The sequence below is a fragment of the uncultured Stenotrophomonas sp. genome, from assembly GCF_963519925.1.
Taxonomy (GTDB): domain Bacteria; phylum Pseudomonadota; class Gammaproteobacteria; order Xanthomonadales; family Xanthomonadaceae; genus Stenotrophomonas; species Stenotrophomonas maltophilia_AE.
In genome coordinates this window covers 39,624-57,406 of sequence record NZ_CAUQPH010000011.1, presented here as the reverse complement: position 1 = coordinate 57,406, position 17,783 = coordinate 39,624, and the positions used below count along the sequence as shown (strand labels likewise).

16 protein-coding genes are annotated in these 17,783 nt (G+C 68.3%); 6 read left to right on the top strand and 10 right to left on the bottom strand.

Going from position 1 to position 17,783, the window contains the following annotated elements; translation table 11 throughout:
- Positions 1 to 560 (bottom strand): N-acetylmuramoyl-L-alanine amidase (locus tag RWO33_RS04075; protein WP_314102379.1); only part of this gene is annotated, 560 nt, incomplete at its 3' end.
- A 57-nt stretch (positions 561 to 617) separates the two neighbouring features.
- Between RWO33_RS04075 and RWO33_RS04070 the strand changes: the two genes are divergently transcribed.
- On the top strand, positions 618 to 1,148 hold the full coding sequence (locus RWO33_RS04070; RefSeq protein ID WP_314102378.1) for a hypothetical protein: 531 nt from the start codon (positions 618 to 620) through the stop codon (positions 1,146 to 1,148).
- A 206-nt stretch (positions 1,149 to 1,354) separates the two neighbouring features.
- On the top strand, positions 1,355 to 3,499 hold the full coding sequence (rlmKL, locus tag RWO33_RS04065; protein WP_145478092.1) for a bifunctional 23S rRNA (guanine(2069)-N(7))-methyltransferase RlmK/23S rRNA (guanine(2445)-N(2))-methyltransferase RlmL: 2,145 nt from the start codon (positions 1,355 to 1,357) through the stop codon (positions 3,497 to 3,499).
- 75 nt (positions 3,500 to 3,574) lie between these two features.
- On the opposite strand, the gene RWO33_RS04060 is transcribed toward rlmKL, so the two are convergent.
- From RWO33_RS04060 to RWO33_RS04050, 3 genes are read right to left on the bottom strand one after another with little or no spacing between them, the layout of a single operon-like run.
- Positions 3,575 to 3,904: a DUF3325 domain-containing protein gene (locus RWO33_RS04060; protein ID WP_145478091.1), complete on the bottom strand. Its 330-nt coding sequence runs from the start codon at positions 3,902 to 3,904 to the stop codon at positions 3,575 to 3,577.
- Positions 3,901 to 5,535, bottom strand: coding sequence for a PepSY-associated TM helix domain-containing protein (locus RWO33_RS04055; protein ID WP_314102374.1), 1,635 nt, complete (start codon positions 5,533 to 5,535; stop codon positions 3,901 to 3,903). The genes RWO33_RS04060 and RWO33_RS04055 overlap by 4 nt, the downstream gene beginning before the upstream one ends.
- On the bottom strand, positions 5,532 to 5,840 hold the full coding sequence (locus tag RWO33_RS04050) for a DUF3649 domain-containing protein (RefSeq protein WP_314102384.1): 309 nt from the start codon (positions 5,838 to 5,840) through the stop codon (positions 5,532 to 5,534). The genes RWO33_RS04055 and RWO33_RS04050 overlap by 4 nt, the downstream gene beginning before the upstream one ends.
- A 285-nt stretch (positions 5,841 to 6,125) precedes the next feature.
- Here RWO33_RS04050 and RWO33_RS04045 point away from each other — a divergent pair, with 285 nt between their 5' ends.
- Positions 6,126 to 7,361, top strand: coding sequence for an aminotransferase class V-fold PLP-dependent enzyme (locus RWO33_RS04045; protein ID WP_314102372.1), 1,236 nt, complete (start codon positions 6,126 to 6,128; stop codon positions 7,359 to 7,361).
- Positions 7,362 to 7,368: 7 nt separating this feature from the next.
- Here the strand turns inward: RWO33_RS04045 and RWO33_RS04040 are convergent, their stop codons facing one another.
- The 3 genes from RWO33_RS04040 to RWO33_RS04030 form a co-directional block, all read right to left on the bottom strand.
- Positions 7,369 to 7,767: a hypothetical protein gene (locus RWO33_RS04040; protein ID WP_314102370.1), complete on the bottom strand. Its 399-nt coding sequence runs from the start codon at positions 7,765 to 7,767 to the stop codon at positions 7,369 to 7,371.
- A 155-nt stretch (positions 7,768 to 7,922) separates the two neighbouring features.
- Positions 7,923 to 9,215 (bottom strand): DUF445 family protein, encoded by a 1,293-nt coding sequence (locus tag RWO33_RS04035; RefSeq protein ID WP_314102368.1) that lies wholly within the window; start codon positions 9,213 to 9,215, stop codon positions 7,923 to 7,925.
- A gap of 182 nt (positions 9,216 to 9,397) precedes the next feature.
- Positions 9,398 to 10,276, bottom strand: a complete 879-nt coding sequence (locus RWO33_RS04030; RefSeq protein ID WP_314102366.1) for a plasmid replication/partition related protein — start codon at positions 10,274 to 10,276, stop codon at positions 9,398 to 9,400.
- A 135-nt stretch (positions 10,277 to 10,411) separates the two neighbouring features.
- Between RWO33_RS04030 and RWO33_RS04025 the strand changes: the two genes are divergently transcribed.
- Positions 10,412 to 11,707, top strand: coding sequence for an MFS transporter (locus RWO33_RS04025; protein WP_314102364.1), 1,296 nt, complete (start codon positions 10,412 to 10,414; stop codon positions 11,705 to 11,707).
- On the opposite strand, the gene RWO33_RS04020 is transcribed toward RWO33_RS04025, so the two are convergent.
- From RWO33_RS04020 to RWO33_RS04010, 3 genes are all read right to left on the bottom strand, one after another.
- Positions 11,688 to 12,149 carry a bacteriohemerythrin gene (locus RWO33_RS04020; RefSeq protein ID WP_145478084.1) on the bottom strand — a complete coding sequence of 154 codons (462 nt, stop codon included), beginning with the start codon at positions 12,147 to 12,149 and terminating at the stop codon, positions 11,688 to 11,690. The genes RWO33_RS04025 and RWO33_RS04020 overlap by 20 nt on opposite strands.
- 69 nt (positions 12,150 to 12,218) lie before the next feature.
- On the bottom strand, positions 12,219 to 13,559 hold the full coding sequence (locus RWO33_RS04015) for a diguanylate cyclase (protein WP_314102362.1): 1,341 nt from the start codon (positions 13,557 to 13,559) through the stop codon (positions 12,219 to 12,221).
- A gap of 133 nt (positions 13,560 to 13,692) precedes the next feature.
- A complete protein-coding gene (locus RWO33_RS04010) occupies positions 13,693 to 14,994 on the bottom strand; it encodes an FAD-binding oxidoreductase (protein WP_314102361.1) in 1,302 nt (433 codons plus the stop codon).
- A gap of 95 nt (positions 14,995 to 15,089) precedes the next feature.
- Here RWO33_RS04010 and RWO33_RS04005 point away from each other — a divergent pair, with 95 nt between their 5' ends.
- Positions 15,090 to 16,538, top strand: coding sequence for a glutamine synthetase family protein (locus RWO33_RS04005; protein WP_314102359.1), 1,449 nt, complete (start codon positions 15,090 to 15,092; stop codon positions 16,536 to 16,538).
- A gap of 134 nt (positions 16,539 to 16,672) precedes the next feature.
- Positions 16,673 to 17,776: a polyamine ABC transporter substrate-binding protein gene (locus tag RWO33_RS04000; protein WP_314102357.1), complete on the top strand. Its 1,104-nt coding sequence runs from the start codon at positions 16,673 to 16,675 to the stop codon at positions 17,774 to 17,776.
- Positions 17,777 to 17,783: the final 7 nt, after the last annotated feature.

Below are 17,783 nucleotides of genomic sequence, written 5' to 3'. Positions count from 1 at the left end.
AGCGGACTCAGCGTCACCGCCGCCAGCACCCGTGGCCACGGGAACAACGGGCCCGGGTCGCGCTTGCGCGCTACACGCCGGTCCGGATCGTCGCTGGCCACTTCTTCCCGGGTGTCCAGTGCTTCGTGCCCGGCGATGTGGCGCAGGCCGGGCAGGGTGGCGCACAGGTGCTGCAGCAGGTCGATCAACGCGTCGATCTGCGGGTCGGGATACGGCTCGTCCATGGCCTGGTTGCGCGAGTCCAGCCAGTGCGGGTAGCGGCCGGTGTTGACCAGCTCGATGCCGATCGAACGCGGGTTGTAGCCGCTGACATGGTGGGCGATCCGGTGCACCGGCACGTACTCCACGATGCTGCCGTCGCGGTCGATGTAATAGTGCCCGCTGTTGCCGCTGCCGCTGTCGTACAGCACGCGTTCACCGTAGCTGCGCGCCATGGCCAGGTCGGGTAGTTCGGTGCAGTGGATCACCACCAGATCGACGTCGGCCGGCGCGCGCCCGCCCAGCTGCGCCACGTAGGGCAGCGGCTGCGAATCGATGCGGGGCGGGGCGCGGTCGGGCATGCGCCGATGCTAGCATTCAGGCATGAACGCTTACATCGATTTCCGGCCGGTGGCCGCATGAGCCGCGGCCACTGCATCCTGTCCCATGGCTTTGAAAGCGGTCCCGACGCCACCAAGGTGACGGCCTTGGCCGAGGTCGCCGAGCGCCTGGGCTGGACCCACGAACGCCCCGACTACACCGATCTGGACGCACTGCGCGAGGTCAGCAGCGTCGGCGATGTACGCGCCCGCCTGCAGCGGCTGGTCGAGCGCGCCGGCGTTGCCGCCGCGCAGGGCCCGGTGGTGCTGGCAGGTTCGTCGCTGGGGGCCTACATTTCCGCGATTGCCTCGCTGCAGGTGCCGACCCGGGGCCTGTTCCTGATGGTGCCGCCGACCCGGATGGGACCGATGCCGGCCCTGGACGCCGCGCGCGTGCCGACCAGCGTGGTGCACGCCTGGCACGACGAACTGATTCCCGCCGCCGATGTGATCGCGTGGGCGCAGGCGCGCTCGGCGCGGCTGCTGCTGGTGGATGACGGCCATCGCCTGAACCACCACGTGGACGCCTCGGCGCAGGCCTTCGAGGCCCTGCTGGCCACCCTCCCGTAGAGCGGGGCTCTGCCCCGCTGCGTGTTGCCCGGCAGGGCGGGGCTCTGCCCCGCAGCATTACCATGGCCGGTCGAGCAGCCGCGCAGGGCCCGGCTCTACGCGGCCGCGCGGCCCGGTCACGTACAATGCGGGGTCTGGCGCCTGCGCCCGGGCCGCCTGCGGCGCCCGTGGGCACCCCCTCCCTGCTGACCTGCGATACCGATCCCGTGAAATTCTTTGTTTCCTGCGCCAAGGGCCTGGAGTACCTGCTCGCCGACGAACTGCTGGCGCTGGGCCTGCCCCGGGCCACCGCCACCATTTCCGGCGTCAATGCCGAGGGCGAGCTGCCGCAGGCGCTGAAGGTGGTGCTGTGGTCGCGCCTGGCCAGCCGGGTGCTGTGGCCCCTGGCCGAATTCGACTGCCCCGACGAGGGATCGCTGTACCAGGGCGTTTCGTCGATGCCGTGGCACCAGCACATCAGCCCGGAGTTGACCCTGTCGGTGGACGCGCATGTGTCCGGTACCGAGATCACCCACGCGCGCTTCGCCGCGCAGCGGGTCAAGGACGGCGTGGTCGACAGCCTGCGCGCGCAGGGCCTGGAGCGGCCGTCGGTGAATACCGAGTTCCCGGACGTGCGCATCAACCTGTCGCTGCGCAAGGGTCGTGCCTCGATCTCGATCGACCTCGGCGGCGGTCCGATGCACCGGCGCGGGTGGCGCATGGCGCAGAACGAAGCCCCGCTGAAGGAGAACCTGGCTGCGGCGGTGCTGATGAGGGCCAACTGGCCCAAGATCCACGCCGAAGGCGGTGGCCTGCTCGACCCCATGTGCGGCAGCGGCACGCTGCTGATCGAGGGCGCGTTGATGGCGGCCGATGTGGCCCCGGGCCTGCAGCGCCATGGCAGCATTCCGCCGAGCCGCTGGCTGGGCTTTGATCGTGATGCCTGGAACGCCCTGATGGCCGACGCGCGCACCCGCGAGCAGGCCGGGCGCGCCGCGCTCAAGCAGGTCATCCACGGCAGCGACATCGACCCGCATGCGATCCGCGCGGCGAAGGAGAACGCCGAAACCGCCGGTGTGGCCGAGGCGATCTGGTTCGGCGTGCGCGACGTGGCCGACGTGCAGGTGCCGCCGCAGGAAACCGGCTGCGTGGTGTGCAACCCGCCCTATGACGAACGCCTGGCCGCCGACGCGGTGCTGTACCGCCGCCTCGGCGATGCGCTCAAGCGCGCGGTGCCGCAGTGGCGCGCCAGCCTGCTGTGCGGCAGCGCCGAACTGGCCTTCGCCACCGGCCTGCGCGCGAACAAGAAGTACCAGCTGTTCAACGGCGCCATCGAGTGCGCATTGATCGTGTGCGACCCCATTGCCGTGCCGCAGCGTGAGAACGCAGGCCAGCCGCGCGAACTCAGCGAGGGCGCGCAGATGGTAGCCAACCGGCTGCGCAAGAACATCCGCAAGTTCAAGACCTGGAAGGCGCGCGAGCAGGTCACCTGCTACCGCGTGTATGACGCGGACCTGCCCGAGTACGCCGCGGCCATCGACGTCTACCAGGAAGATGGCGGCGCCGGCCGCACCTTCCTGCACGTGCAGGAATACGCCGCGCCGGCCACCATCCCCGACGTCGACGTACGCCGTCGCCGCAATGAGCTGCTGTCGGCTGCGCGCGAGGTGTTCCAGGTGCCGGCCGAGCAGGTGGCGCTGAAGTCGCGCGAGCGCGGCAAGGGCGGCAGCAAGTACGGCCGCTTCGAGCAGCGTGGCGAGTTCGTGCTGGTGCGCGAGAACGACGCGCTGCTGCGGGTGAACCTGTTCGACTACCTCGACACCGGCCTGTTCCTGGACCACCGCCCGCTGCGCTGGCACATGGCCAGGGAAGCGCAGGGCAAGCGCTTCCTCAACCTGTTCTGCTACACCGGCGTGGCCAGCGTGCAGGCGGCGGTGGCGGGTGCGGCGTCCACGACCAGCGTGGACCTGTCCGGCACCTACCTGCAGTGGTGTGCCGACAACCTGGCACTGAACGGCAAGGGCGGCAGCCAGCACCAGCTGATCCAGGCCGATGCGCTGGCCTGGCTGGAAGCCGAGCGGCACCGTTTCGACGTGATCTTCTGCGATCCGCCGACCTTCTCCAACTCCGCCCGCGCCGAGGATTTCGACGTGCAGCGCGAGCACGTGCGGCTGCTGCGGGCCGCCGTGGCGCGGTTGAGCCCGGAAGGGGTGCTGTATTTCTCCAACAACTTCCGCCGCTTCAAGCTGGACGAAGAAGCGATCAAGGAATTTGCCGAGTGCCGTGAGATTTCCGCCGACACCATCGGCGAGGATTTCGAACGCAACCCGCGCATCCACCGCGCCTGGGAGTTGAGGCGTTACGGGGCGTGATGTAGAGCCGACTGTTAGTCGGTTTGCACTTGAGTTCCCGTTGCCACCGGAAGAGCAGCCGACTGACAGTCGGCTCTACAGCGCGGCGGCGGCCAGCCCCAGTACCGGCAGCGCCCACGCCAGCGGCGCGATCCAGCGCGGCCGCCACGGGTACAGTCCGAAGGCGATCAGCAGGCCGCTGATTGTCATCGCGCCCAGCCACAGCACCGGGCCGGCGGCCCAGCCGTGGTCGGCCACGCAGATGCCGAACGCGGTCGCCAGCAATGTCCAACCCAGCCAACGCCACAGCCGCATGCGCGCGGGGCCGGCATGCGCCTTGCCGTGCAGGTCGAGCTGGTGCTTTTCCATCGCCAGCGACAGTGCGGTGAACGCAGAAAAGTTCAATGTGAGCGCCAGCAGCATCATGCGCTGGCCTCGGCGGTATTCGCGGTGGCGGCAAGGGCAGCGGCTTGGCGCCGCTTCTTCTCGGCCGCGCTCAGCGCAGGCTGCCAACGCTGCATGCGCAGGCCGCAGTACGCCAGCATCGCGCCGAAGGCGAGCATCACCAGGTCGAACCCGGCCAGCGCCCAGTCGCCGGTGCGCAGGGTTACGCCCAGATGTGCATCGGTGGTGAGCACATTGATCACGGGGATCAGAGCGAACAAGGCCGCACCCAGGTACAGCTGCCAGGCCCACATCAACCGCTTGGGCCAGAGGAAGGCCGCCAGCAGGGCGGCACCCCAGGCATAGAAGAACACGCTGGCTTCTGCGTCGGCGCGTTCCGCCATTTCCAGCGGCAGCAACCGGTTACCCCAGAAGTACGCGGCAAATGCGATCGGCAGGCCGGCCACGGCGCCGATGTTGAGGGCATCCACCAGCCGCAGGCCGAAGCCGATCCTGCCGGCCTTGGCGTGCTTGGGGCGCTCCTTGACCGCCCACAGCACCACGCCGCTGGCCACCATCAGGCAGCCGACCAGCCCGGACAGGAAGAACAGCGCGCGCAGGCCCCAGTCGGCGAATCGCGCCAGGTGCAGGCCATACATCACCCCTCGGGTATGGGTGGCGCCGCCCGGCACGGGGCTGGTGTCCGCCAGCGCACCGGTCACCGCGCTGTAGCGCAGCGACGGCGTGTCGATCGACAACCGATTGCCGTCGCGCTGGTAGATGTCGATCACGGCGTTGCCCGCGCCGGGATGGAACACGGTGAAGCCGCTGACCTCTGCACCCTTCCATTCAGCCCGCGCGCTGTCCAGCAACTGCTGGATCGGCAGCGCCGCAGCGCGCCCTTCGGCGGGGTCGGCGGGATCGGCCAGGCGCGCGAAGGCCTCGCTGAAGAACGCGTCCTCGTCCTTGGGATAGGCCACGCTCACCCCTTGCGGCAGGTACATGAACATCAGCGTGACAATGCCGGTGTAGGTGATCATGGCGTGGTAGGGCAGGGCCATCACCGCGCTGACGTTGTGGAAATCCAGCCACGACCGCAGCCCCTTTTCGGGCCGGAACGTGAAGAAGTCCTTGAAAATCTTCTTGTGGGTGATCACCCCGGTGATGATCGCCACCAGCATGAACATCGCGCAGAACCCCACCAGGTAGCGCGCCCACAGCACCGGGATGTAGTGCAGGTCGAAATGCAGGCGGTAGAAGAAATCGCCGCCGCGGGTTTCGCGCGCCGCCACTTCCTCGCCGCTGGCGGGGTCCACCGTGGCGTCGCCGAAGCGGCCGCCGCCGCGCCGGCGCTTTTCGCCCTCCACAGGCGGCTTCACCATCGACTCGGGATTGCGCCAGAACATGCGCATGTCCGGGTTGCGCGGATCGGGCAGGGTCACGTTCCAGCTTTCGGCCTGCGGCGCCTTGTGCTGCAGGAACGCGATGGCGCGCGCGGCGGCGACCTCGTTGTCGACGCTGCTGCGCGGCAGCTCCGGGCGCATCCAGCGGCTGATTTCCTCGCGGTAATAGCTGGCGGTACCGGCCATGAAGATCAGCAGCAGCAGCCAGCCAACCAGCAGTCCGGTCCAGGTATGCAACCAGGCCATGGACTGGCGGAATCCGTTCTTCATGCGCGTGCTCCCATGGCCAGCGTGCCCAGCCAGAACAGCGCGGTGGGCACGCCGATGCCGATCCATGCACGCAGCGCAGTGCGGGTGGCGAACGCCCACAGGGCGGCGCACGCGCACAGCACGATCGCCACCAGCATGCCGGTCAACACGGCCTGCGCGCGTGCGATCGGCAGCGCCACGGCGAAGAACATCGCGCAGGTCGCGGCCAGTGCGTAGCCACCGACGATGGCGGCCAGCGAGCGCGACAGGACGCCCAGCCAGGGGCGGGAGAGGAATCCACCGAAGCGGGCGGAGCCGCTGCCAATTGGCGTGCTGTCCACGAAAACCTGCAATGTCGGATCGAACAACGGACATCACCGGCCGCAGCCGGTGACAGGAGAGGGTGGCCATCCTTGGCCAAGCCGCCGCACGGGGCGGGGTATCCCTGGAGATCATGGCCAACCGGCGCACGCATCGGCGCAGCCATCAGGCGCTCCGAACGCACCAGGAGGACATTCAATGCGGGAATGATAGTCATTATCATTGGCTGCGGCAAGATCAGAAGGCGCAGCGTTACCGGATCTTGCCACGGTGGCTGCAATACTCCGCGCATGGACAACCACGATGCATCCGGCCTCGCCAACGTGAGGCTTCCCGATCCCGGTGGGCGCAGCCCGGCCGAACTGGCAGCCGACGAGCACTGGTGGGCGCAGGTCGCCGCGCAGTACCACCTCACCGACGAGGTGGTCATGCTCGACAATGGCTACTGGGGCTCGATGGCACGTCCGGTGTTGCAGGCCTTCCAGCAGGCCGCCGCGCTGGCGAACCGCGACAATGCGTGGTTCGGCCGGCGCGCGTTCCCTCCGCTGTTGGAACAGGCGCGGGCACGACTGGCCGAGGCGCTCGGCGTGGACAGCAACGAGATCGCGTTGACGCGGGGCGCGACCGAGGCGATGCAGATACTGATCGGGGGCTACCGCGGCCTGTCGCCGGGCGACACGGTGCTGTATGCGGACACCGACCATGACAGCGTCATCGCGGCGATGCACTGGCTGCAGGAACGGCGGGGGGTGCAGGCCCGGAGCATCGCACTGCCCGAGCCCTTCGACCACGACGCCATCGTCGACGCGTACCGGCAGGCGCTGGCGCGTTACCCGCGCACGCGCGTGCTGCTGCTCACCCAGGTCAGCCATCGTCACGGCCTGCTGTTACCGGTGGCCGAGATCAGCGCGCTGGCTCGTGCCGCCGGCGCGGACGTGGTGCTGGATGCCGCGCATGGCATCGGCCAGATCGATACCCCGTTGCGCGAACTGGACGTGGACTTCATCGGCATCAACCTGCACAAATGGATCGGCGCGCCGGTGGGGGCCGGGGCGGTCTACATCCGCCAAGGTCGGCTGCACGACATCGATCCCTACATGGGCGAGGCCGACACCGACGTCATCGATTCGCGCGTGCATACCGGCACGGTCAATTTTGCGACGTTCCTGGCGTTGCCGCTCGCGCTGGAATTGCACGAGCGGATCGGCGTGGCCAACAAGCGTGCGCGCCTGCTGCGCCTGCGCAACCAGTGGCTGGATGCGCTGCGCGACGACCCACGCGTGCAACTGCTGGCCTCATCCGACCCGCGCCTGTCCAGCGCCATCGCCGCATTCCGCCTGCGCGGCCAGCATGGCATGGCGGCCAACACCGCCACCGCCGAGCGAATGCTGCAGCAGTCGGGCGTGTTCGTGCTGGCCCGCGGCGGCCTTGCCTCCGGCGCCTGCATCCGCGCCACCCCGGGCATCTTCAGCACCCCGGCGCAGATGCAGGCGCTGGTGGAAGCGGTGCGGGCGGTGGCGGGGTAGATGGAGTTCAGCGCGAAGAACAGGCCTTGGCGATCTGGTCGTTGATGTGCTTGGGGGGCGCGCGGCCGAACGCCTCGCTGAAGTCCCGTCGTGAGCGCAGTTCCTGGCACTGTTCCGGATCGGCGGCGCCGTCGATCACCGTGCCGCGCACCGGCGGCTGGCCACGGCCGGCGTCGGCCTGCATGCGGCGGCGGGCATCGTAAAGCTCGCGCTGGGCGCGGGTGCGCTCTTCCCAGCTCAGGTTCGGGTCCCGGGTGATCGGCCGGGTCACGCCGGTGTCGTGTTCGGGCGCGCAGGGCACGGTCTGGTAGGCGGTCTGGCCGCCCACCGCGCACTTGTACACGCGCCCGGCATGGGCATTGCAGGCCAGCGCGCACAGCGCCAACGTCACGATCGTCCTTCGCATGGTTCCCCCCGCGGGCCACTCCAGCCCTGAATGCGCGGCAGAATACGCGAACCACATCGCAGTTTCACCCGGGCAAACTGTCAACCATCCGCCCGGTCGTGACCGGGCGGATGGGATGCCGATACCGGTAGGTCACGACCGTTGGTCGTGACGAACTACCACTGCATCCACACCGTCAGCGCGTGCAGCAGCAACCCGATCAGACCGCCGACCAGGGTCCCGTTGAAACGAATGAACTGCAGGTCGCGGCCGACGCTCAGCTCCAACTGCTCCACCAGGTGCCGTTCGTCCCAGCCCTTCACGGTCTGCGCGATGTGGGTGGTCACGCCCTCGCGCAGGCGGCTGGTCAGGCGCTCGGCGCCGTCCATCAGGTGCTGGTTCAAGGCCTCGCGCAACGAGGGGTCGTCCTGCAGCGCGCGGCCGATCTTGCCCAGGCTGCGCTGCAGGTGCCCGCCCAGTGCCGAGTCGGCGCTGGACAGGTCGGCGCGCAGGCTGGCATGGATGCGCGCCCACAGCCCCTGCACATACTCCTGCACGGCCGGGTGGTCGATCACCTGCTGCTTGAGCTGCTCGACCTTTTCGGCCAGCGCCGGATCATGGCGCAGGCGCTGGATGTAGTCGCCCAGCCATACCTCGTAATCCCTGCGCAGTGGGTGCTCCGGTTCGGCCAGGATCTGTTGCAGTTCGGCCAGCACCGCATGCGCCATGCGTTCGGCCAGGCTGTCGCCGATCTCGTCGATCGGCTTGACCCAGTTCACCGTGCTGGCCAGCTTCGGCCATTCGCGCTGGATGTAGCGCACGATCAGCTCGGACGCGCGCTGTCGCACGGCCTCGTTGTCCATCCACTGGCTGATCCGGGTCAGGCCTTCGTCGAGCACCCGCTGGTGGCGGTTGTCGGCGGTGAGCAGGCCCAGCAGTTCACCGGCGGTAGCGGCGGCATTCCACTGCCGCAGCTGTTCGACCACGAAGCCCTGGATGCTGCGCCGGACGGCGGCTTCGTCGAGGAAATCCAGCGCCTGCAGGGCCCAGCCGCGGGCCATGTCGGCGAGCATCTTCGAGCGTTCCGGGTCGGCCAGCCAGCTGCCGAGCCGGCTGGCCGGATCGAAGACCTGCAACCGCGCAAGCAGCGCCTGCGGTTCGAGGAACTGGTCGCGCACGAACACGGCCAGGCTGTCGGCGATGCGTTCCTTGCTGTGCGGGATGATCGCGGTATGCGGAATCGGCAGCCCCAACGGGCGTCGGAACAGCGCGACCACCGCGAACCAGTCAGCCAGTGCACCCACCGCCGCGGCTTCGCAGAACGCGGACACCCAGGCCCAGATACCGCGTTCGCCGTTGAGGTGGCTGACCACGAAGCCGACCAGCATGGCCAGCAACATCGCCAGGGCAATGGCTTTGAGGCGGCGCAGCTGGGCGCGGCGGGGGTCAACCGATGGCGTGCTGTTCATCCCGGCAGTCTATCCGTCTGGATGCGAACACTGGGTGCTTGAGGCCCCCTGAGTCAGGGGGCAGCCGCGAAGCGGCGGGGGTTTGGGTGCAAAATTGCGGGGCCCGCGGTTTGCGAAGCAAATCGTGGGGCGGCAGCGCGCAGGCGATGACGCGCACCCCGGCCGTTGGCCGGCTACGCGGATCAGGGCGATTCGCTGACCTGCCGGCGAAGTGCCGCCAACTGGGCCCGAAGTGCGTCGTTTTCCAGTGTCAGCGCCACCACCCGCTGGCGCAGTTCGGCCGGGCCTTCGCCCAGGGCGTCGAGCGCCTCGGCGATTTCCGCTTCGCGGCTGGGGTCGACCTCCAGCCCGGTATCGGCGTCGTGCAGCACCTCCTGCACCGGTTTGCGCGGCTTGCGCCGGGCATCGCGCACACGCTTGGCGGCCTGCTTCAGCTCATCCTTGCCCGCCACCGCCGCCGCGCGCTGTTCCTCTTCCGGCAGGTCGGCCACCGCCGCCGCCGCACTGATCGAGATCACCCCGCTCCTTACCGCCTCCACCAGTTCCGGCGCCGCCTGCTTGTGGATGCGTTCGATCATCGTCACCTGGTTGCTGCTGAGCCGCGCTTCACGCGCCATCTCGGCACGGCTGACCTTCGGTGCCGGCGCCCACGGCGGGCTGTCCTCATCGCCCTCGGGCGTGGCGTCGGCGATCTCGCCGTCGCTTTCGCGCTGCAGCTGGGCCTGCTCGATGCGGTGGCGCTCGGCCAGGATGTCGCGCTTGCGCAGCGCCAGCACGCCGCGCTGGAAGTCGGACACGCTGCGCCGGCCCAGGTGCTGTTCGATCATCCACAGATGCACGTCGTCCATCGACTGGAAGCGGGTGTTCTGTACGGTCTGGAACGGCAGGCCGTGTTTCTGGCAGATGCCGTAGCGGTTGTGGCCGTCCACCAGCACGTCGTTCCACAACACCAACGCATCGCGGCAACCCTCGGCCAGGATGCTGCGCTCCAGCGCCTCGTGCTCGTCGGCGGTCAGCGGGTCGATGTAGGCCTTGAGTTCTTCTTTGACGACGATTTCCATGCAATCGGGTACGCAGGCGGGACGTGACCGACCATTGTACCCGCCGGTCGCGCATCCGTTGCTGCTGCAACCATACCGCCGGCCGGCGCTGCGCCCATGGCAGAATCGGTCAGCTGTTCTTCCCGCACGTGAACGATGTCGACTCCCGCCGCTGTCCCTGCCGTCAATTCGCCCCGCCGTGTGCTGCTGGCCAGCCTGATCGGGACCACCATCGAGTTCTTCGACTTCTACATCTACGCCACGGCGGCGGTGCTGGTGTTTCCGCACCTGTTCTTTCCCGACAGCAGCGAGGGCGCCGCGCTGCTGCAGTCGCTGGCGACCTTCGCCGTGGCCTTCATCGCGCGGCCGGTGGGCTCGGCGGTGTTCGGCCACTATGGCGACCGGATCGGGCGCAAGGCCACCCTGGTCGCGGCACTGCTGACCATGGGCATCTCCACCGTGGCGATCGGGCTGCTGCCCACGCATGCCAGCATCGGCCTGCTGGCCCCGGCGCTGCTGGCGTTGTGCAGGTTCGGCCAGGGCCTGGGGCTGGGCGGCGAATGGGGTGGGGCGGTGCTGCTGGCCACCGAGAACGCACCGCCGGGCAAGCGCGCGTGGTACGGCATGTTCCCGCAGCTCGGCGCGCCGCTGGGCTTCCTGCTGTCGGCCGGTATCTTCCTGCTGCTCGGCCGCGCCATGAGCGATGCGGACTTCCTGCAGTGGGGCTGGCGCGTGCCGTTCCTGGCCAGTTCGCTGCTGGTGGCGGTGGGCCTGTGGGTGCGCCTGAACATCCATGAGACCCCGCAGTTCAAGGCCGCGCTGGAGCGCAACGAGCGCGTGCGCCTGCCGATGTGGACGGTGCTGCGGCATCATCCGCGCACGCTGCTGCTGGGTACGCTGGGCGCGTTCGCCACCTTCGTGCTGTTCTACCTGATGACGGTGTTCACCCTGGGCCATGGCACCACCGTGCTGGGCTACAGCCGCGAACAGTTCCTGCTGCTGCAGATGGTCGGCATCCTGTTCTTCGCCGCCGGCATCCCGCTATCGGCCCGCTACGGCGACCGCTGGGGCACCCGGCGCACGATGATCGTGGCCAGCGGCCTGATCCTCGGCTTCGGCGTGCTGTTCGCACCGTTGTTCCAGGCCGGCCACCCGTGGCTGGTGGTCGGGTTCCTGGCGTTGGGGCTGTTCCTGATGGGGCTGACCTATGGTCCCTGCGGCACCTTCCTGGCCGAGATCTACCCGGTGCAGGTGCGCTACACCGGCGCCTCGCTGTCGTTCAACCTGGCCGGCATCCTCGGCGCCGCGCCGGCACCCTATGTGGCGACGTGGCTGGCCGGGCGCTTCGGTCTGGTCGCGGTCGGCTACTACCTGTGCCTGACCGCGGTAGTGACCATCCTGGCGCTGCTGGCCATGGGCCGCCCGCAGCGGGTCAGCGGAAGATCCGCTTGAGCGTGCGCCCCAGCCAGCTGCCCTGCTGGTGGTCGCGGGCGAACTGGTTCAGGTGCTGCTTGACCGACCCGGCATAGGCCTTGTCGTCGCCGCGGATGTGGTTGAACAGCCAGCGCGAGAGCATGGTGCGCAGCTCGTCGGTGACGTCCTCGCCGGCCTGGAAGCGCAGCCGGTACTCGGCCACGCGCTTGCCGAAAATCTCGTGCACGCGTTTGTGCGCGGCGCAGAACGGATAGCCGGCTTCCTCCATCAGTTCTTCCTCGAAGGCGAAGTGCGACATGGTGTAGTCCACCAGCTCGTCGATCACCTCGGCCACGGCCACCTTGTGCAGGCTGGTCTGCGCCACGTGCAGGTGGTTGAGCATCTCCACGATCCGCATGTGCTGGTGGTCGATCACCTCGATGCCGATGTTCAGGTCGTCCTGCCAGAGCAGAAGTGCCATGCTGCGTTCCCTGTGCTGTTCGCTGGGAACGACTCTAGGCAGGACGGGGCGACCCTGCGTTGATCTCGATCAAGGCACCAGCGCGGGTTCGCGCGCGGCAGTGGCCACGCCCGTGCTGCATACCCGGTTGCGCCCGGCAGCCTTGGCCAGGTACAGCTGGCGGTCGGCCTCGGAGATCAGCCCGTGCAGGGAATCGCCCTGCGCGCGCAGGCAGCACAGGCCGATGCTGACCGTCATGCGCAGGGTGGTGTGGCCCAGTTCGACCTGCAGCGCGGCCACTCGCTGGCGCAGGATCTCGAAGTAGCCAACCGCCTCGTCCTCTTCCAGCCCCGGTACCAGCAGGCAGAACTCCTCGCCACCGAAGCGGGCGATCAGGTCCTGTTCGCGCGCGTGGTCGGCCACGGCGGCGGCTACCGCGCGCAGGGCGTCATCGCCGGCTTCATGGCCGTGGGTGTCGTTGATGTGCTTGAAGTGGTCGATGTCGATCATCGCCACGGCGACCTGTTCGCCGTTCAGCTGCAGCTGCGGCAGCTGGCGCTGGCTCTGTTCAAGGAAGCAGCGGCGGTTCGGCAGGCCGGTCAGGAAATCGCGGGTGGCCAGGTCCTGCAGGGTGCCGATCAGCTCGAGCTGGTCGACGTTCTGCGACACCCGGCAGAAGAACTCCTCGCGCGAAAACGGCTTGCGCAGGAAGTCGTTGGCACCGTTCTTGAGGAAGCGCGGGATCAGCGACGGGTCGGTGTTGCCGGAGATGCCGATCACCGCCACTTTGTCGCGCGAACGCAGGGTGCGCAGCCGGCGGGTGAATTCCACCCCTTCCATGCCCGGCATTTCCTGGTCGACCACGGCCAGCCGGATCGCCGGATGCGCCTCGATCGCCTTCAGGCCTTCGGCGCCGTCGGCGGCCTCGTACACCTCATGGCCGTACATGCGCAGCAGCGAGGCGGCATACAGGCGTGCGGACATCGAATCGTCCACCACCAGCGCGGCGATACGCCGGTTTCGCTCCAGGCGCTGCACCAGCCATACCAGGTAGTCGATGCTGCCCGGGGTGTTCTTCAGCACGTAATCGATGATCTGTTGCTGCAGCACCCGCTTGCGCAGGTCCTCGTCGTACACGCCGCTGACCACGACCGTGCGCAGTCCGCGCGACAGGAAGTACTCCACCACGTTGTCGCGGTCGCCATCGGCCAGCACCAGCCCGGTCAGCACCAGGAACCAGCCCTGTTCCTCATCCAGCAGCCGCCCGGCCTCGGCCAGCGAGGTCGCCACCGACACCGGCAACTCTAGCCGCTGCTCGATGGCCTCCTTGAGCATCGTGGTGAACGTGCGCGAGTTCTCCACCAGCAGGATCCGCTGGGGGAGGTCATCACCGGGGTCGCTGTCGAAAGCGCCCTGAAACAGTACCGGCATGGTGCGTACGCTCGATATCCGAGAGGGTCGGAAACCATATCGGCGTCTTCACGCGCGACTTTAGGGTCAATCTTCGGATCTGTGAGGCGCTGTCAAGAAACCGTAGTGCCACGCCCTGCGTGGCAACTTCCATTCATCCCAGCACATCGCGCAGCTTGTACCAGGACATCGCCGCCACCAGCAGCGGCGTGCGCAGCAGGCGTCCGCCGGGGAAGGGCCGGTGCGGAATGCGCTCGAACACATCCAGGCGTTCGTTCTGCCCGGCAATGGCCTCGGCGATCACCGCCCCTGCCAGGCCGGTCGCTGCCACGCCGTGGCCGGAGAAACCCTGGGCGAAATACACCGTGGGCGTCAGCCGGCCCCAATGCGGGGCCCGGTTGCGGGTGATGTCCACGTAGCCGCCCCAGACCTGTTCCATGCCCACGTCGGCCAGCTGCGGGAACACCTGGTGCATGCGTCGGGTCATCACCCCGCGCAGGTTCGGCGGCGGCAGCGCCGAATAGCTGGCGCGGCCGCCGAACAGCAGCCGGTGGTCGGCGCTGAGCTTGAAGTAGTCCAGCGCCCAGCTGACATCGGCCACCGCCATGTCGTTGCGGATCAGGTCGCGGGCGCGCGCTGCGCCGAGTGGCGCGCTGGCGCCGATATAGGTGCCCACCGGCATGATCCGGCGTTCCAGTTCCGGCGCGATGCCCTGCAGCCAGGCATTGCCGGCGATCACCACCTGGTTGGCGCTGACCGCGCCGTTGCCGGTGCGCAGCTGCGGGCGTGGGCCGCGCGTAAGCGCCAGTACCGGACTGGCTTCGTGGATCACCACGCCCAGGCTTTCCGCGGCGCGCGCCAGCCCCTGTGCGTAGGCCAAGGGGTGCAGGTGGCCGCTGGCGGCGTCGAACATCGCACCTCGGTAGCGCGGGCTGTCCAGCTGCTGGCGCAGGGTGCTGCGGTCCCACCACCGCAGGGGATAGTCATAACGCTCGGCCAGCGTCAGCAGGCCGCGCCGCAGCCCACGCTCCTGGCGTGCGCTGATCGGCACGCTGGCGTGGCCCTCGCGCCAGTCGCAGGCGATCGCGTACCGCTGCAGGCGCTGCCGCAGCAGCGCCATGCCTTCGCGCGAGTAGTCGAACAGCAGGCGGGCGTCGGCGTTGCCCACCAGCCGCTCCAGGGTATCCACCTCGCAGCCGTAGCCGACGATGGCCTGGCCACCGTTGCGGCCCGACGCGCCCCAGCCGACCCGCTGGGCCTCCAGTACCGTGACCCGGTAACCGCGTTCGGCCAGCGACAGCGCGGTGGACAGGCCGGTGTAACCGGCCCCCAGCACGCACACGTCGGTGGCCTGCTCGCCGCGCAGGGGAGGGCGCAACGGCTGGGCCGGCACGCTGTCGGCATACCAGCTGGGTGCGTGCGGCTGGCCGGCCGTGCTCGTCGCGGACTCGCTCATGCGCACAGCATGCCAGCAACCGGCGTGGACGGCAGGTGGCCGGGCGGTGAGGACCGCGGTTGCGCCCGTGCGGCGCGCAGGGGTAACGTGCCCGCATGGCCACCCGATCGCGTCCGCGCAAAGCTGCTTCTCCGTCGCGCAAGGCGGCCGCCCCGTCGCGCAAGGCGCCGTCACGCAAGGCGGCCGCGCCGGTCGCGGAGGAAAGCGCGCTGCTGCGCTGGCTCAAGGAGCGCCGCATCACCGAGGTGGAATGCCTGGTCCCGGACATCACCGGCAATGCGCGCGGCAAGATCATCCCCGCCGACAAGTTCTCGCACGACTATGGCACCCGCCTGCCGGAAGGCATCTTCGCCACCACCGTTACCGGCGAGTTCCCCGACGACTACTACGAGCTGACCTCGCCGTCGGATTCGGACATGATCCTGCGCCCGGACCCGGATACCGTGCGCATGGTGCCGTGGGCGACCGACCCCACCGCGCAGGTCATCCACGACTGCTACACCAAGCACGGCGAACCGCACGAGCTGGCCCCGCGCAACGTGCTGCGCCGGGTACTGGATGCGTACGCCGAACTGGGCCTGCGCCCGGTGGTGGCACCGGAGCTGGAGTTCTTCCTGGTGCAGAAGAACACCGACCCGGATTTCCCGCTGCTGCCGCCGGCCGGTCGCTCCGGTCGCCCGGAAACGGCGCGGCAGTCGTACTCGATTGACGCGGTCAACGAGTTCGATCCGATCCTCGACCTGATGTACGACTACTGCGACGCCATGAAGCTGGACGTGGACACCCTGATCCACGAATCCGGCGCGGCCCAGCTGGAAGTCAACTTCACCCACGCCAATGCGATGGACCTGGCCGACCAGGTATTCCTGTTCAAGCGCACCATGCGCGAATCGGCCATGCGCCACGGGGTATACGCCACCTTCCTGGCCAAGCCGATGGAAACCGAGCCGGGCAGTGCCATGCATATTCACCAGAGCCTGGTGCGGATCAGCGACGGCCACAACGTGTTCAGTGGCGACAGTGGCGGCGAGGAGTTCAGTCCGCTGTTCGGCCATTACCTGGCGGGCCTGCAGAAGTACGTGCCGGCGGCGATGGCGTTCTTCGCGCCGAACGTGAATTCCTACCGTCGGCTGGTCTTCGGTGAGGTCTCGCCGAGCAACGTCCACTGGGGATTCGACAACCGCACCTGTGGCCTGCGCGTACCGATGGACACCCCGGAGAACATGCGGGTGGAAAGCCGCTTCGCCGGCTCCGACGCCAACCCGTACCTGGCCATTGCCGCCACCCTGGCCGCCGGCCTGCTGGGCATCCGCGAGCAGGGCTCGCCGACCGCGCCGGTCAGCGGCAGCGCCAAGGAGCTCGGTTACGACCTGCCACGCTCGCTGGGCGAGGCGCTGGACGGGCTGGAGGGGTGCCCGGCGCTGCGCGAGATGCTCGGCGAGCGTTTCTGCCGGGCCTATGTGTCGGTCAAGCGCAAGGAATACGAGACCTTCTTCCGGGTCATCAGCTCCTGGGAACGGGAATTCCTGCTGCTGAACGTCTGACCCCGGCCAGCCGCCCGATCAGGCATGGCCGTGAGGGCGGTGTGCTGGGAAAATGGCCAGCTGCCCGGTAGGCTGGCACCCGTCAGGCCGGTCTGCCCGGTTCCCCCACCCCGCACTGACCCGTGGAGCGTCCAATGAAGCTGCGAATCCTCACCCTCGGCGTTGCCGTCTCCCTGCTCAGCGCCTGCGGCGGTGGAAAACAGGACGACAGCAAGGTGCTGAACGTCTACAACTACAGCGATTACATCGCCGAAGACACCATTCCGAATTTCGAGAAGGCCACCGGCACCAAGGTGACCTACGACGTGTTCGACAGCGACGAGATGGTGGAAACCAAGCTGCTGGCCGGTGGCAGTGGTTATGACGTGGTGGTGCCGACGCTGAACTTCTTCGGCCGCCAGATCCAGGCGGGCGTGTTCCTGCCGCTGGACAAGAGCAGGATCCCGAACCTGGCCAACCTCGATCCGGAGATGATGAAGCGCATCGCGCAGCAGGATCCGGACAACAAGTACGGCGTGCCGTACATGATCGGCACTACCGGCATCGGCTACAACGTGGAGATGCTCAAGGAGCGTTTCGGCGGCAGCACCGAGATCGCCAACAGCTGGGACCTGGTGTTCAAGCCGGAAAACATCGCGAAGATGAAGGATTGCGGGATCACGATCCTGGATACCCCGGCCGACATGATCCCGATCGCGCTGCACTACCTGGGCGAAGACCCGCACAGCCATGATCCGGCGGTGATCCAGAAGGCCGCCGACCTGCTCAAGGGCATCCGCCCGTATGTGCAGAACTTCCACTCCTCGCAGTATGTCGGCTCGCTGGCCAACGGCGGCACCTGCCTGGTGGTGGGCTGGTCGGGCGACATCATCCAGGCCCGCGACCGCGCCGCCGAGGCGGCCAACGGCGTGACCGTGGCCTATTCGATCCCGAAGGAAGGCGCGCCGCAGTGGTTCGACATGCTGGCCATCCCCAAGGATGCCAAGCACCCGGAAGCGGCCTATGCCTTCATCAACTACCTGCTCGAGCCGAAGGTGGCGGCGGCCAACACCAACTTCATCCACTACGCCAACCCGGTGAGCGCGGCCACGCCGCTGGTGGACGAAGCGATCCGCAACGACCCGACCATCTACCCGCCGGCCGAGGTGGCCGCGAAGATGTTCACCTACTCGATCAACCCGCCGGAGGTGGACAAGCTGTACACCCGCCTGTGGACCGAGATCAAGACCGGGCGTTGAGCCCCTC

Coding starts and splice junctions, on each gene's coding strand:
- RWO33_RS04070 (WP_314102378.1), top strand. CDS start 618: ATGAGCCGCGGCCACTGCATCCTGTCCCATGGCTTTGAAAGCGGTCCC.
- RWO33_RS04060 (WP_145478091.1), bottom strand. CDS start 3,904: ATGATGCTGCTGGCGCTCACATTGAACTTTTCTGCGTTCACCGCACTG.
- RWO33_RS04055 (WP_314102374.1), bottom strand. CDS start 5,535: ATGAAGAACGGATTCCGCCAGTCCATGGCCTGGTTGCATACCTGGACC.
- RWO33_RS04045 (WP_314102372.1), top strand. CDS start 6,126: ATGGACAACCACGATGCATCCGGCCTCGCCAACGTGAGGCTTCCCGAT.
- RWO33_RS04040 (WP_314102370.1), bottom strand. CDS start 7,767: ATGCGAAGGACGATCGTGACGTTGGCGCTGTGCGCGCTGGCCTGCAAT.
- RWO33_RS04035 (WP_314102368.1), bottom strand. CDS start 9,215: ATGAACAGCACGCCATCGGTTGACCCCCGCCGCGCCCAGCTGCGCCGC.
- RWO33_RS04030 (WP_314102366.1), bottom strand. CDS start 10,276: ATGGAAATCGTCGTCAAAGAAGAACTCAAGGCCTACATCGACCCGCTG.
- RWO33_RS04025 (WP_314102364.1), top strand. CDS start 10,412: ATGTCGACTCCCGCCGCTGTCCCTGCCGTCAATTCGCCCCGCCGTGTG.
- RWO33_RS04020 (WP_145478084.1), bottom strand. CDS start 12,149: ATGGCACTTCTGCTCTGGCAGGACGACCTGAACATCGGCATCGAGGTG.
- RWO33_RS04015 (WP_314102362.1), bottom strand. CDS start 13,559: ATGCCGGTACTGTTTCAGGGCGCTTTCGACAGCGACCCCGGTGATGAC.
- RWO33_RS04010 (WP_314102361.1), bottom strand. CDS start 14,994: ATGAGCGAGTCCGCGACGAGCACGGCCGGCCAGCCGCACGCACCCAGC.
- RWO33_RS04005 (WP_314102359.1), top strand. CDS start 15,090: ATGGCCACCCGATCGCGTCCGCGCAAAGCTGCTTCTCCGTCGCGCAAG.
- RWO33_RS04000 (WP_314102357.1), top strand. CDS start 16,673: ATGAAGCTGCGAATCCTCACCCTCGGCGTTGCCGTCTCCCTGCTCAGC.